Genomic DNA, 14,257 nt, shown 5'->3' on the forward strand with positions numbered 1-14,257 from the left:
CCCCTCAGTAGGACTCGTTGGCAGGGTACGTCGCCATGACGTTGATCTTGTACTTCACGTACTGGTGCGGGATCGTCCCCCAGTCGGGCGTCGGCATCGCGCGCTTCACGCAGCGGAGCAGCTCCTTCGTCTTCGCGCGGTTCACCGTCGTCGACTTGCCCGCGTAGAGGTTCGTGCGCTTGCGGCGGAAGTCCATCTCGAGGACGTAGCTCACCGTGATGCTCGTCTTGCCGGACGGGGCGCACTGCACGTTGTCGCGGATCGCGCGCGCGAGCGCGTCCTCGAAGAAGGTGACGTGGTCGCAGCGCTCGGGCGGCGTGGTGCCCGGGCCGGGGTTCTCGCACTTGATCGTGGTGAACGGCGAGAGCTTGACGCCCTCGTCCACCGCGGCGCCGGCGTCGGCGAGCGCGCCCGCGTCCCACGCGTAGGCGCCGGCGTCGGCCGTCGCGGCGTCCGCCGACGGGATCGACTCAGGCTTCGGGCGGCGCCAGAGGTAGAGCGGCACCGCGACGACGATGAGCCCCGCGACGAGCGCGATGATGATCTGGAGCCGCACGGGGCGCTCGCCGCCGCCGCGGCCGAGGTAACGGTACGGCGAGGGCTGAGACGGCGGGCTGGACGGAAACGGAGGCCGGCTGTTCATCGGACGCGTTCAGGTTCAATCGATGAGCGTCCGCGCAGGGCGCCCGGGCTCGCCCTTCACCAGCGTCGCGCCGAGCTCGAGCGTCTCGGGGAGCATCCCCTGAACCTGCGCGACCACCTGCTCGACCACGTGGCGCGCCTCGTCGATGCTCGGACCCACGATCGAGACGACGAACTTGAGCGGCCCCGTCCGCCCCGCCACGGCGGGCGTGAGGCTGAGCAGCAGCATCTCGGTCAGATCGATCACCCGCTGCGCCGCCTTCCGGAGGGCGAGCATCTCCAGGATGGTCGGGCGCTCGCTGACCTGGCGGTTCGGCCCGCGCAGCTCGTAGCGCGCGACCTGCATCGGCACCTCGGCCCAGTCGGCGAACAGGCCGTCCTCGTCGATCGCCTTCATCAGGTGCTCGCGCACGAGCAGGCCGGTGAGGCCGTCGCGCTTCGCGAGGTACTGCTTCGCGCGCCGGTGCTGCGGCGAGTCCGGGCCGAACGTCACGAGCTTCATCCGGCACTCGCCGACCTGCACCTCGCCGCCGTGCAGCAGCGAGACCTGCGACTTGCGCTCGTAGTTGAAGTCCGCGTAGGTGCCGTTCGTGCTGCCCTGATCCTCGATGAGCCACGAGCCGGTCTGCCACTTCAAGATCGCGTGCGCCCCCGAGACGGTCGCCTCGGGCACGCACAGGCTCTGATCGCTGCGCCGGCCGAGCGCGAGCTTCGTGTCGTGCAGCGGGAGCAGCGTGCCGACGATCTCCGGCGCGTTCGTCGCGTACGTCACGAGCAGCGACTGCGCGCCCGGCGTGAAGTTCAGCTTCAAGGCGCCGCCAGGCGGCGGGCCCGGATCGAGGCGCTCGCGCGGCAGCTGGATCGGGCTCGTCGTGAGCTGCGACGGGTTGAAGAAGCGCATGTGCCGCGCCTGCGGCCGCATCGACGGGTCCTCGTTGAGGCCGCGGAAGATCTGCCGCACCTCGTCGATCGACAGGCCCGCGGGGACGTCGAACATGATCTGCTGCTTCATCGTCTTGAGCCGCGGCTTGTAGCCGGGCTCGGGGACGCGGCAGGTCCACATCTCCCAGAGCGTCAGGGCCATCGCGTACACGTCGTCCTCGGGGCTCGCGCCGCCGTTGCGCAGCCGCTCGGGAGACATGTAGTTCGGCGTGCCGCCGTCGGGCGGCGCGCCGGGGCGGCGCGCCGAGGCGCGCGCGCGCTCCTGCGCGAAGCCGAAGTCGAGGATCACCGCGCGGCCCTCGGAGACCATCACGTTGCCCGGCTTCAGATCGCCGTGCACGAGGCCCTGCGCGTGGATGGCCGCGAGCCCGTTGCACACCTCGCTCGCGATCTTGCGGAACTCGTCGGCCGTGTAGCCGCCCTGGGCCTTGCGCTTGCGGATGTGCGTGTGGAGCGTCTGCCCGGGGATCTGCTCCATCACGAGGATGGGGCCCCACGGGCTCGGCGCGAGGTCGTGCACGCGGCAGACGTTCGGGTGGCCGACCGAGCGCGCGAGGAGCAGCTCCTGGCGGAGCGCCTCGTCGTCGCCCGGCATGCGCGACTCTTCGCGGACCACCTTGAGCGCCACGGTCTGCTGCGTAGAGCGATCGAAGGCTAGGAAGACCTCGCCCATGCCGCCTTTACCGAGGCTCTGACGGATGTCGTAACGATCGTTGATGACCGTTCCGGCAGTGATGGGAGGAGGGGGTGTCTTGGTCACGGCCCGCGGTGGATGAAAGGAGCGCGAACCGGAGCGTGCCCGACACCGGCTGCGGCGCACAGCGTCGTCCATCTGAACGTCGAGCGCAACGGTCGTTCTAGGGAACAGACAGGACGCAGCGCGGCGGCAGCCGCCGGCCCGCTGGTTTGTGCCGAGATCGCCCCTCCGGACGCCCCGGGCGCCGGGATCTCTTCGGGATCTCTTGACGATGGCCGCCGATTTGTTTACGCGGCTCGGCCAGCCCGGCGGGACCGCCGCGCGCGCCGGCGCTGGCGCCGCGAGGCGCGCCGGCCCAGCGAGCCGGCGGAGCCGAGATCCGGCGCGGCGCCCCCGCTGGCCCGGAGCCCGGGACGGACGCGATCACCGGACCGCAGCGCCGCGGATCCTCGGAGGACCGATGCGCTGGGACGGCTGGATGGAGCAGAGGAGAGCGCGCCTCGCCGCGGCGGCGCTCTGCGCGGCGGCGGCGGCGTTCGCGCAGGGCTGCGGCGACGACGGGGACGGGAGCGCCGGCGCGGCGTCGGGCGGCGGCGCGGACGGCGCCGGGTGCCTGGACGCGCGATCCCACGGCGCGCTCTTCTCGCTGGTCGACCCCGCGTGGTGCGCCGTCGCCGTCTACACGACCGACGAGGAGATCGGCTTCGCCTCGGTGACGTGGGGGCGGCACGGCGGGCCGATGTTCGCGCGGAGCGGCGCCGGCGGCGCTGCGGAGATCGTGCGGCTCACGCCGCCCGAGAGCGCGGACGGGGAGCTCGCCGCGGCGCGGACGACGATCGACGCCGGCGTCCCCGACGGCGCCTTCCTCGGCGCGCAGGCCGTGGACCTGCCCTTCTTCGACTGGACGGCGATCTCGTGGACCAGCGCGTTCCCCGAGACGCTCGGCGAGCTGATCCTGATCGAGGACCGCGCGGTGCGCGCGGTGGCGGAGCGCTACGAGGTGAACGGCTTCTTCGCGGCCGCCGCCGTCGAGGGGCGCCTGCTCTACACCGGACTGTCGCCGCTCGGCGACGCCGCGGCGGGCGCGAACGGCCTCTATGCTGCCGACCGCTGCGGCGCGGCGGGGCCCGACGCGCGGCTCGTGCCCGAGGGCGACGCGAGCTGCGCGGCGCCCGACGCCGTCGCGGCGTGGGGCGACAGCTCCGGCCCCGTCGCCGCGGATCTGCGCGGCAACGTGGTCGCCGTGCTCCCGTCTGCAGACGGAACGCAAGAGGCGCGCGGCTTCGCGGCCGAGGCGATCACGCGGGGCGCCGGGCCCACGGAGGGCGACGTCCTCTTCTCGCTGCCGGGCAGCGGCACGAGCCTCGCTGCCCTCGCGCCCGAGCAGGGCGCGCCGGGCCTCGTCGTCTTTCAGCCGAGCGACCCCGCGACCTACGAGGCGCTCGCGCCGGTCGCCGTCGCGACCAGCGACGACGGCGGCCGCATGCGCGCCGAAGGCGCCCCGGCCCCGCTCGTCGAGCTCGCCACGGCGGGCACGCTGCTCTCCCTCTTCACCGACGACGCGAACCGCCTCTGGATCGGCGGCCCCCTGCCGGACGGCGGGTTCCTGTTCGCGGTCGCCGTCCGGCGCTGAGCCGCCCGCCTCGGGCGGCCCCTCCAGGCGCCGCGCACGCGCCGCGCGGCGGCTCACCGGCCGTCCGGACGGCAGCGCACCAATGTCCGCGCATTTCCTGCGCGTATCGTGACACTGCAGATTGACACCTCAGAGTCGCCTCAGTCACACTGCTTTCGAGGCGGCTGCTGTGTGTCCAATCTTCACCTCCTCACGCTGCCCGAGGAGAGGCACGACATGCCCGAGGGCCGACAGCCAGAGGTAACCGGCAGCGCGAGGGGCTCGAGGGCTGCCGCGCCCGATCCGCTGCTAGGGCGTGTCATCAACGGCCGCTTCAAGATCGTCAGCGTCATCGCGCGCGGCGGCATGGGCAAGGTGTACAGGGCCGAGCAGGCGCCGCTCGGCCGCATCTGCGCCCTCAAGGTGCTGAGCCCCAAGTACGAGGGCGATCACGATCCCGAGTTCCACCGGCGCTTCTTCCTCGAGGCGTCGACCGCGGCGAAGCTCTCGCACCCGAACACGGTCACCGTGTTCGACTACGGCCAGAGCGACGACGATATCTACTACATCGCGATGGAGTACATCGAGGGGAAGACCCTCCACCGCGTGCTCCGCGAGGACGGGCCGTTCCCCGAGGCGCGCGCCGCGCACATCGCCCGCCAGATCTGCCGGTCGCTCCGCGAGGCGCACGGGCTCGGCGTCGTGCACCGCGATCTCAAGCCGGGCAACGTGCTGCTCGTCGACCACGAGGACGAGCACGACCACGTGAAGGTGCTCGATTTCGGGCTGGTCAAGGACACCCAGAGCGGCGAGGACCTGACGCAACAGGGCCTGTTCATGGGCTCGCCCAAGTACATGGCGCCCGAGCAGATCGCCGGCAGCGGGGTGTCCGCGCGCACCGATATCTACGCGCTCGGCGTGATGATGTACGAGATGCTGTCGGGCCAGGTGCCCTTCGACAAGGGCGCGAGCGTCGGGACGCTGATGTCGCACGTCAACGACCCGGTCCCGCCCATGCAGGCGCACAACCCGAGCCTCTCCATCTCCCAGACGATGGAGGGGATCGTCTACCGCTGCCTGGAGAAGGACCCGGCGCAGCGCTTCTCCTCGATGAACGAGCTCCTGGCCGCGCTCAAGTTCGCCGCGGGGGGCATCTCCACGCGGGACACCGGCGAGACCGCGCCCATGCTGCCCGGCGCGGCGAGCCACCGCCCGTCGGCGCCCTCGTACCCGTCGCTCCCGGCGTATCCGCGGCCCCCGTCGTATCCATCGTCGCCGTCGTATCCATCGGGGCCGTCGTATCCGCCGGCGCCGTCGTATCCGCCGACGCCGTCGTACTCGACGACGAGCGATATCCCCGGCCTCTCCACGCCGAACTCGTCGCCTCCCACGAGCTCGCCCGTCACCTTGACCGCCCCCATCGCCACCGACAGCGGGCCGCGGCCGCCGGCGGCGCCCCTCTTCGTCGCCCCGTCGATCACCGACGCGATGGGCACCGACGCGATGGGCACCGACCCGATGGGCGCCGACCCGGTCGGGGCGCGCCCGGCGCCGCACGCCGACGGGCTCTCGTCGACCCAGCCCGGCGCGAGCCCGGGCAGGCGGCTCGCGCCCTGGGCGATCGGCGCGGCCCTCGCCGCCGTGGTCGGCGTCGCCGCCGTCATGACGCGCTCGCCGGCGCCAGGGACGAGCGCCGCGGCGCGCGAGCAGGGCGCGGGGCGCACGCCGGCGGCCGAGGCGCCCCCGGCGGCGAGCGCGCCCGCGGCGAGCGCGCCCGCGGCGCGCCCGCTGCAGGTCGAGAGCACGCCGCCCGGGGCGGCGGTCCGGGAAGGCAACAAGGAGCTCTGCGCCGAGACGCCGTGCGAGATCATCTGGCGCGGGACGGCGGCCGCGCTCGCGTCGGAGCACGAGCTCGTGTTCGAGAAGGCGGGCTATCGCCCCGCGATCGTGCGCGTCTCCGGCGCCGAGGAGAGGGTGCGCGCGCGGCTCGACCCGGCCCCGATCGCGGCGCCGGGCGCCCCGAGCAAGCCCAGGGCGAACGTCCAGAAGGCCGATCCGTACAAGAGCAACCCCTACTGACGCCCGCGCACGCGCGCCGGCCGCTCTGGTAGGATCGCCGCGCCTTCGCGGCCAGAGCCGCTTGTCATGACCAGCGCGGCTTCGCGCTCGCGGGAGGGGCGCGCCGGGCGCTCCCCTCGTCGATGATGTGTTCGGTGTGATGTGGGGAGCCGCGCCGTCCGCGCTCCCGAGCTCTCGCCGGGATCGCCGTCGCGGCCCGGCCTTTGTCGCCGGTGGGTCGCGGTCGCGCCCCCGGCCCCGATGAGGACAGGGCGAACTCATGTCGTCTCCCGATTCCTGCTCGCACGGCCGGAACGGCGCCGCCCCGGCGCCCGCACCGACCCACGACGCACGCCCGCCGCGCCCCGCGCGGCCGCGCAGCGGCGCGGCGCTCGCGCGGCGGCTCCTCGCCTGCGCCGTCGCCCTCGGCGCGACGACCGCCGCGCGCGGCGCGCTCGCAGACGCCCGCACCGAGGCGCGCCTCCACTTCCGGGCAGGCATGGACCTCATCGCCCAGAAGCAGTTCGACGAGGGCATCCGGCAGCTCCAGAAGGCCAACGAGATCCTCCCCCACCCGAACGTCGTCTTCAACATCGCGCGCGCGCACGCCGAGGCCGGCCACATCGAGCAGGCGATCGCCGCGTACCGCGAGTACCTCGCGAGCGATCCCGCGGACCGGGACCAGGTGACGCGGATCGTCGAGCAGCTGGAGCAGCGCCTCGCCGCGCAGCGCGCCGCGGCGGCCCCGGAGGCGAGGCAGCCGCCCGCGCCCGAGCCGCAGCCGCCCGCCCAGCCCGCCCCCGGCGACCCGCCCGCCCAGCCCCCCGCCGGCCAGCCCCCCGCGGGGACCGCGGCGCCGACCGGCGCCGCCGCGGCCCCGGCGCCCGCGCCGGCCTCGAAGGCGGCGCACGTCGACGCCGCGGGGATCGTCGGCGCCGCCCGCACCGAGGACGTCTACCAGGAGACCGTGATCACCGCGTCGCGCGGCGCCCAGAGCCCGCTCGACTCCCCGAACTCGACGACCATCGTCACCCGCCAGGACATCCGGCTCTCCGGCATGACCCGCATCCCGGAGCTGCTCCGGCGCGTCGCCGGCATGGACGTCATGCAGATCACGGGCGGCGACGAGAACGTCTCGATGCGCGGCTTCAACAGCCGCCTCGCGAACAAGCTCCTCGTCCTCGTGAACGGGCGCACGGTCAAGAACGACGTGCTCGGCTCGACCTTCTGGGAGGCGCTCTCGATCGACGTGGATCAGATCGAGCGCATCGAGGTGGTGCGCGGCCCGGGCTCGGCGCTCTACGGCGCCGACGCGTTCGCCGGCATCGTCAACATCATCACGATCGAGCCCGGCGCCGGGAAGAGCGGCTTCCGCGCGGGCTACGGCGACCACCAGCAAGGCTACGGATCGGTGTGGGCCTCCGCGCGGGAAGGCGACTTCGCGTACCGCCTGTCCGCGGGCTACACGCGCTATCCGCGGTGGACGCGCGAGGTCGCGGGCGACCGCATCGACCTCGAGACGAGCGGCCAGAGCCAGGAGCTCGGCGCGGAGAACGTGCGCATCGATCTCCGGGCCTCGCAGCGGCTCGGGCCGCGCCGCGAGCTCGCGGTGGGCGCCGGCTACTCCCGGAGCGAGCTCGACATCTACGGCATCGGCCCGTTCAACGACTACAACCTGGAGGTCGCCAACACCGACGCCTCGGTCGCGTACCGCGGCGAGAACGTCAACGCGCGGACGTACTACTCGTACCTCGACGGCACCTCGCTGCTCAACGCCGCGTACCTCGGGCACACCCTGTACGCGGGGCGGCCGCGCCAGCACATCGTGAACGCCGAGATCGAGTTCGTGAAGACGCTCCGCGCGCCCGCGGCCGTCGCGCACGACTTCCACATCGGCCTCGGCTACCGGCTCAAGGCGACCGACTGGAGCTACCTCGACGGCGACATGCCGATCGAGCACCACGGCTCCGTGTTCCTCCAGGACTCGATGAAGCTCGGCGAGCGCGTGACGGTGGTCGCCTCCGGCAGGCTCGACTACGTGCCTTACCTGGAGCGGCTCATCCCGTCGCCGCGCGGCTCGGTCATCGTCAAGCCGACCGCCCGCCAGGCGATCCGCCTCTCCGGCTCGACGGCGTTCCGCTCGCCCACGTCGCTCGAGGCGTACGTCGACCTGCCGATCCAGCTCGCGCTGCCCGGCCTCGAGCTCCTCTCGACCACGCGGCCGCCGGTCCGGTCCGACGTCATCATCGACCCCGAGCAGATCATCACCGCCGAGGCGAGCTACCTGAACCAGCAGAGCGATTACTTCGAGTTCGAGGTCACCGCGTACTACAACCGCGTGAGCGACCTCATCGTGCTCGCCGAGCCGCAGCGCATGACGCTCTCGCACCGCGCCCAGGGGATCGGGGGGCTGAACCCGGAGACGGGGCGCTACACGTCCGGCTTCGGCGGCTTCGAGAACCAGTGCGACGTCTACCACGTGGTCGGCGGCGAGCTCGGCGGCCGCGTCTACCCCGTCGAGGGGCTCGACATCTTCGCCAACTACGCGCTCAACCTGTCGGAGCAGCAGCGCCCCGCCGGGTGCAACGCCCCCGAGGACGAGCGCACCAGCCGGCACAAGGTGAACGCCGGCGTCCAGGTCCGCACCCCGATCGGCGTCGACGGCGAGGTCACGTTCCACTACCAGTCCGCGCAGGCGTGGGCCGAGCAGGTCCCGGCGGGGACGGTCATCGCCACCACCGTCTACCCGCTGCCCGCGTACACGCTGCTCAACGCGCGCCTCGGCTACCGCTTCCTCGACAACCGCGCCGAGATCTCCGCGACCGTCTTCAACGCGCTCGACGGCCTCGGCGAGGCGCCGCTGCAGATGCACCCGTTCGGCAACCGCATCGGCCGGCGCTTCATGGGATTCTTCCGGTACTCGCTCTAGGCACCTCCATGCTCGGATCCAAGCCCCGCACCGGTCTCCTCCTGCTCGGCGCGCTCCTCGCGGCCCTCCCGGGGTGCGAGGACGCGGACGTCTTCATCCCGCTGCCGGACCAGAGCGGCCCCGCCGGGGTGCTCGACGGCACGGTGACCTACTCAGGCCCCCGGCCCTGCACGAAGGACGGCCGCGTCGTCGGCGCCGCGATCGTGCTCGGCTTCGACACGCGCCTGCTGCCGCCGCCGGAGGGGCTCGGCACCTCGGCCGCGAGCCTCGACGTGATCCCCGGCGACGAGCTGTTCGGCGGCCTGGGCGCCGCGCTCGATCTCACGAACGACGGCGCGCTCCGCTGCCCCGCGCCGGACGATCCGCCCGTGACCGTGAGCGCCACGTGGCGGCTGTCGCCGCTGCCCGCCGGCACCTACCAGGTCCGCGCCTTCTACGACCACGACGGCGACTTCGATCCGATCTTCAGCATCGCCAACCTGCCGACCCGGGGCGACGTGGCCGGCGGCGCGATCGAGAACGCGGCCGAGGCGCTCGGCGGCGCCGCCCCGCGGTACCGCGAGATCGCGCTCGCCGCCCCGATCCCCGCGACCGGCGCGCGCGTCGGCGGCATCGCGGTCACCCTCGGCCTGCCGCTCCCGCTGGAGCGGCCGATCTTCCACGTCGCCGAGGTGCTCGCGCCGCCCGACGGCGTCGAGGAGGGCCCGGGCGAGGTGGTCATGGCCTCGGACTTCCAGCTGGAGACGTTCAGCCCGACCAACCCCGCCGGCACCGAGGCGTCGCTCCTGCGCCTGCGGCTCGCCGCGGGCGTGCCCGACGAGGAGATCGCCAGCGCGGCGAGGCCCCCGATCTCGCTGCCGGTGGGCGGCGAGCCCGCGCCGACCCTCACGTACGCGCGCCAGGACGTGAACGGCGACGGAGCGATCGACGGCGACGATCACGTGCCCGACTCGGCGCTCCTCCCGGCGCTCTTCCCGATCGCGGTGTTCGCGAAGCAGAGCGCCGACGATCCGCTGGTCAGCCAGGCCGCGCCCGCGGTGCTCCTCCAGGGGCTCACGATCTACGACGACCTGCTGACCACGGCCACGCTCGGCGCGGAGCCGCTCAACGAGCCGCGGGACAGCGCGCTCGTCGGCGTCCGGCCCGCCGCGCTCTGCATGCGCCCGACCGAGCCGGAGCGGGGCGGCGTCCTCGTGGTAAGCCACGCGAAGGACAAGGAAGGCAACGACGTCATCGCCGAGCAGGACAGGGTCGAGGAGGCGCTCGCCCGGCAGTTCGGGCGCCCGATCGAGATCGTCTACGGCTGCCTGCCCGAGGGTCGCTACGCGCTCAACCTGATCTACGGCACCGGCCAGGCCTGGACCGTGCCGAACGAGGCCGGCGTGTGCGCGCCGTCGGAGGCCGCGCCGTCCTCCGACGTCTGCGGCGCGCGGCCGCGCCTCGCCTCGCAGGACATGGTGCTCCGCATCGGTCCGCCGGACGACCCGGCGTACTGCGCCGAGCACCCCACCCCCGCGCTCTGCCTGCCCTGAGCGCCTCGCGCCGCCGCGCCCGCCTCGAAAGAAGCGCCGTTTTCCTGCGGAGAGCGCCGGTTGCGCCGCGCGCGCCGGTTCCCTCGCGCGCCTTCACCGATGGTAGGGTCCAGGCCCATGCGCTGGTTTCGCTTTCCCTCGCTTGCTTGTCTGGGGGCGCTCGGCGGCGCCGCGGCGGGCGCGCTCGTTCCCTCCGACGCGTCCGGCGGCTGGCCGCCGCCCGCCTCGGCCAGCGCAGCGGACATGGCCGATCCCGAGAACTGGCCGAACGATCCCGAGTACGGCCCCTCGGCCACGCAGAGCGGGCAGTGGAGCTTCTACTCCTTCCTCCCGGCCCCGAGCGGGAGCGTGCGCCCCCGCCCGGAGGAGTCCGCCGCCGGCATGGCGATCGATCTCGCCTGGCGCCGCACCCAGGGCGACCCGCGTGTCCGGATCGCCGTCACCGGCTCCGGGATCCTCTGGGACGACGACGATCTCCTCGAGAAGGTGTGGCTCAACCGGGGCGAGCTCGAACCCCACAAGCCGCTGCACGCGGACGGCACGCCGTGCGCGGGCGACGGCGAGCTCGCCGGCTTCGACTGCAACGGCGACGGGGTCCTCTCGGCCTCGGACTACCAGGACACGCCGGGGCTCACGCCAGCGGCGTCGGCGGGGCGGCCGCGGGGCGATCGGAACGGCAACGGCCGGCTCGACGCCGGCGATCTCCTCCTCCACTTCTCGGACGGCGAGGACGACGATGACAACGGCTACGTCGACGACATCGCGGGCTGGGACTTCTTCAAGAACGACAACGATCCGTTCGACGACACCCTGAACGGCCAGGGCACCGAGGGCGCGAAGGTCGCGGCGGCGCAGACGAACAACCGGCTGGGCGGCGCGGGCGCCTGCCCGCTGTGCAGGGTCGTCCCGCTGCGCGTCGGCGACAGCCGCGTCGCCGACGCGCAGGACCTCGCGAAGGCGATCCTCTACGCGGCCGACCTCCGGGCCGACGTCGTGCAGTGCCCGGTGACCGCCGTCGACAGCACCGCCTTCCTCCAGGCGGCGCTCGATTACGCCCACGGCGAGGGGACGCTCGTCGTCGCGTCGGTGGGCGACGAGGGCTCGCGCCACCACAGCGCGCCCGCGATGAGCAACCACGCGCTGCCCGTGAGCGCCGTCCGCTACGACGGCCAGAGCGTCGGGACGTCGACCACCTTCCTCGACGCCTCCCCGTGCTCGAGCTTCGGCGGCAACAACCTGCTCGCCGTGTCGAGCGCCGGCTGCGCCAGCGACGCGACCGCCGAGCTCGCCGGCGTCGCGGGCCTCCTGTACTCCGCCGCCCTGGAGCGCGGCGTCGCCCTGTCGCCCGCGGAGGCGCAGGGCCTGCTCATCGTGAGCGCCGACGACATCGACGTGCCCGAGTCGCGCGAGCCCGGGTCGCCGTACCGCGCCTCGCAGCCGGGGTTCGATCAGCGGTTCGGCCACGGCCGCGTCAACGCGAACCGCGCCGTCGAGGCGCTGCGCGACGGGCGCGTGCCGCCCGCGATCGACCTCACGTCGCCGCGCTGGTTCGAGGTCCTCTACAAGGACCAGGTGCAGGTGCCCGTGCCGATCGAGGGCACCATCTCGGCGAAGCGGGCGACGGCGTACGACTACGCGATCGAGTGGGCGCCCGGCGTGCAGCCGCTCGAGTCGGACTTCAGGTTGCTCCAGCGGGAGGTGAACGTCGCGCCGACGGTCGTCATCGGCGCCGGCGGCCCGCTCGCCTCGCTCGACGTGCGCACCATCGACACGTCCCACGCCCGCGACGCCGACAGCCCCCACGGCGAGAACGACCGCGCGATCACGGTCCGCGCCTGGGCGACCGCCCGCTACGGCGGGGCCGCCGGCGACGTGCGCAGCGAGGCGCGGCGCACCTACTACGTCGCCAGCGATCCGACGCTCGTCGACGGCTTTCCGCTGCTCATCGGCGACAGCGGCGAGGGCAGCCCGAAGCTCGCGGATCTCGACGGCGACGGGGGGCGCGAGATCATCTACCCCACGGCCGGCGGCGAGCTGCGCGTGCTGAAGGCGACGCCGAAGGGCCCCAAGCCGCTGCCGGGGTTCCCCTTCCGGACGCGCCACGCCGACGGCCTCGATCCCGAGACGCCGGAGGCCTCGCCCGCCTCCTACCGGCGCGCCCGCGCGTACGACGAGGTGGACTGGGACAAGCTCGGCCGCGAGCCGATCCTGGGCGCGCCCGCGATCGCGGATCTCGACGGCGACGGCGCGCAGGAGATCGCGATCTCGACCTGGCCGGGCACGGTCTACGTCATCGGCGCGGACGGCTCGCTCCGCGACGGCTGGCCGGTGCGCCTGCCCGAGGTCCCCTCCTGCCCCGTCGATCTCGGGGCGCCGGCGAGCGCGCCGTGCATGTCCGCGGACGCGCGGATCGCGCGGGGGGCGTTCGCCGCGCCGGTCCTCGCCGACCTCGACGGCGACGGCCTGCTCGACGTGATCCAGGCGGCGTTCGACGGCAAGGTCTACGCCTTCGACGCGGACGGCGGCGCGCTGCGCGGCTGGCCGGTGGAGGTGCACTACGAGGGGCCGCTCGCCCGGGAGCCGGCGCGGAGCCGCCTGCTCGCGACGCCGGCCGTCGCCGATTTCAACGGCGACGGGCTCCCGGACCTGCTTGTCGGGTCGAGCGAGCGGCTCGGCGACGACGGCGACGCCGGGGCGGTCTACGTGCTCGACGCGCGCGGCGCGGCCGCGCCCTCCGGGCCGGTGCTCGCGGGCTGGCCGGTCACGATGCCGTCGCTCTCGCTCACGCCGCTCGTCGCGGAGGGGATCGCGGCCTCGGGCGTCGTCGGGCGGTTCGGCGGCACGCTGGCGGGGGTCGTCCAGGGCAACGGCGCGCCGCCGCTCGTGCTCCCGGCCTCGCCGGGCGCGCAGGACGGGCTCCTGGCGACCCCGGCCGGCGCGCTGCCGCCTGCGCGGGGCGGCTCGCCGGCCGGGCTCGATCCGACGTTCGGCCCGCTCTCGCCCGCCGCGGGCGCCCGGACGATGCTCCCGCTGCTCTCGCATCCGGCGCTGGGCGACGTCGATCAGGACGGCACCCCCGACGTGATCGCCGCCGGCGCCTCGGAGGCGGCCGCGCTGGCGCTCGCGGGCGAGCGCGGCGCGGAGCGGCCCGCTCACCTGCTCGCGGTCTGGAGCGGCCGGTCGGGCGCGATGCTGCCGCGCGCGCCGTTCGTCCTCGAGGATCACACGGTCGGCAGCAGCCAGGCGGTGGTCGATCTGAACGGCGACGGCTACCCCGAGGTGCTGACGGGCTCGAGCGGCTATTTCCTGCACGCCTTCGACGGGTGCGGCCGGGAGCCGCGCGGGTTCCCGAAGTTCACCGGCCAGTCGATCGCGACGACGCCGGCGGTGGGCGACCTCGACGGCGACGGGACGCTCGAGGTCGTGGTGGGCACCCGCGACGGCTGGCTCTTCGCGTGGCACACCGAGGCGACGACCGACGCGCTCGTCGCGTGGGAGAGCTTCCACCACGACAACCGGAACACGGGCAACCTCGAGACGCCGCTCGATCAGGGGGGCGGGCGGAGCGCGGCGCGACCGCTCACCGTGGACCTGTGCGAGGGCCCGCAGCAGGCGCAGGTCCTCCTGCGGCTGGGCGGCGGTTGCGCCTGCGCGGCCGCGGGGGATCCGCGGGGCGGGGCCGGCGAGCGCGCGGCGCTCGGGGCGGCGCTGCTCGGGGCGATGGCGCTCTGGGGGCGGCGGCGGAGGGCGTAGGCGGGGCGCGCGGGGCTGCGGCAGCCGGGCGAGCCGTTGCGCGGCGCGCCCGCGTCGCCGTCGCCGCCGGGCAGGCCCTGCCCGCGCCGCTC

General features: G+C 74.1%; 7 protein-coding genes. 5 read left to right on the forward strand and 2 right to left on the reverse strand.

Annotated features, from left to right (window positions below; all coding sequences use genetic code 11):
* Positions 1-4: 4 nt before the first annotated feature.
* Positions 5-643 carry a hypothetical protein gene (locus WMF26_RS34750; protein ID WP_061628246.1) on the reverse strand — a complete coding sequence of 213 codons (639 nt, stop codon included), beginning with the start codon at positions 641-643 and terminating at the stop codon, positions 5-7.
* Between the two features lie 15 nt (positions 644-658).
* Positions 659-2,344, reverse strand: coding sequence for an FHA domain-containing serine/threonine-protein kinase (locus WMF26_RS34755; protein ID WP_272826330.1), 1,686 nt, complete (start codon positions 2,342-2,344; stop codon positions 659-661).
* 415 nt (positions 2,345-2,759) lie between these two features.
* Here WMF26_RS34755 and WMF26_RS34760 point away from each other — a divergent pair, with 415 nt between their 5' ends.
* From WMF26_RS34760 to WMF26_RS34780, 5 genes are all read left to right on the forward strand, one after another.
* Positions 2,760-3,914 (forward strand): hypothetical protein, encoded by a 1,155-nt coding sequence (locus WMF26_RS34760; protein ID WP_437996232.1) that lies wholly within the window; start codon positions 2,760-2,762, stop codon positions 3,912-3,914.
* Between the two features lie 171 nt (positions 3,915-4,085).
* Complete coding sequence (locus WMF26_RS34765) at positions 4,086-5,972, forward strand: serine/threonine-protein kinase (protein ID WP_437996233.1); 1,887 nt, start codon at positions 4,086-4,088, stop codon at positions 5,970-5,972.
* Positions 5,973-6,231: 259 nt separating this feature from the next.
* On the forward strand, positions 6,232-8,880 hold the full coding sequence (locus WMF26_RS34770) for a TonB-dependent receptor domain-containing protein (protein ID WP_437996234.1): 2,649 nt from the start codon (positions 6,232-6,234) through the stop codon (positions 8,878-8,880).
* Positions 8,881-8,888: 8 nt separating this feature from the next.
* The gene (locus tag WMF26_RS34775) at positions 8,889-10,412 is read left to right on the forward strand and encodes a hypothetical protein (protein ID WP_437996235.1); all 1,524 of its coding nucleotides are present in this window, start codon (positions 8,889-8,891) and stop codon (positions 10,410-10,412) included.
* A gap of 117 nt (positions 10,413-10,529) precedes the next feature.
* Positions 10,530-14,165, forward strand: a complete 3,636-nt coding sequence (locus tag WMF26_RS34780; protein WP_437996236.1) for an FG-GAP-like repeat-containing protein — start codon at positions 10,530-10,532, stop codon at positions 14,163-14,165.
* Positions 14,166-14,257: the final 92 nt, after the last annotated feature.

Source organism: Sorangium sp. So ce185 (assembly GCF_051526825.1).
GTDB lineage: Bacteria > Myxococcota_A > Polyangia > Polyangiales > Polyangiaceae > Sorangium > Sorangium cellulosum_D.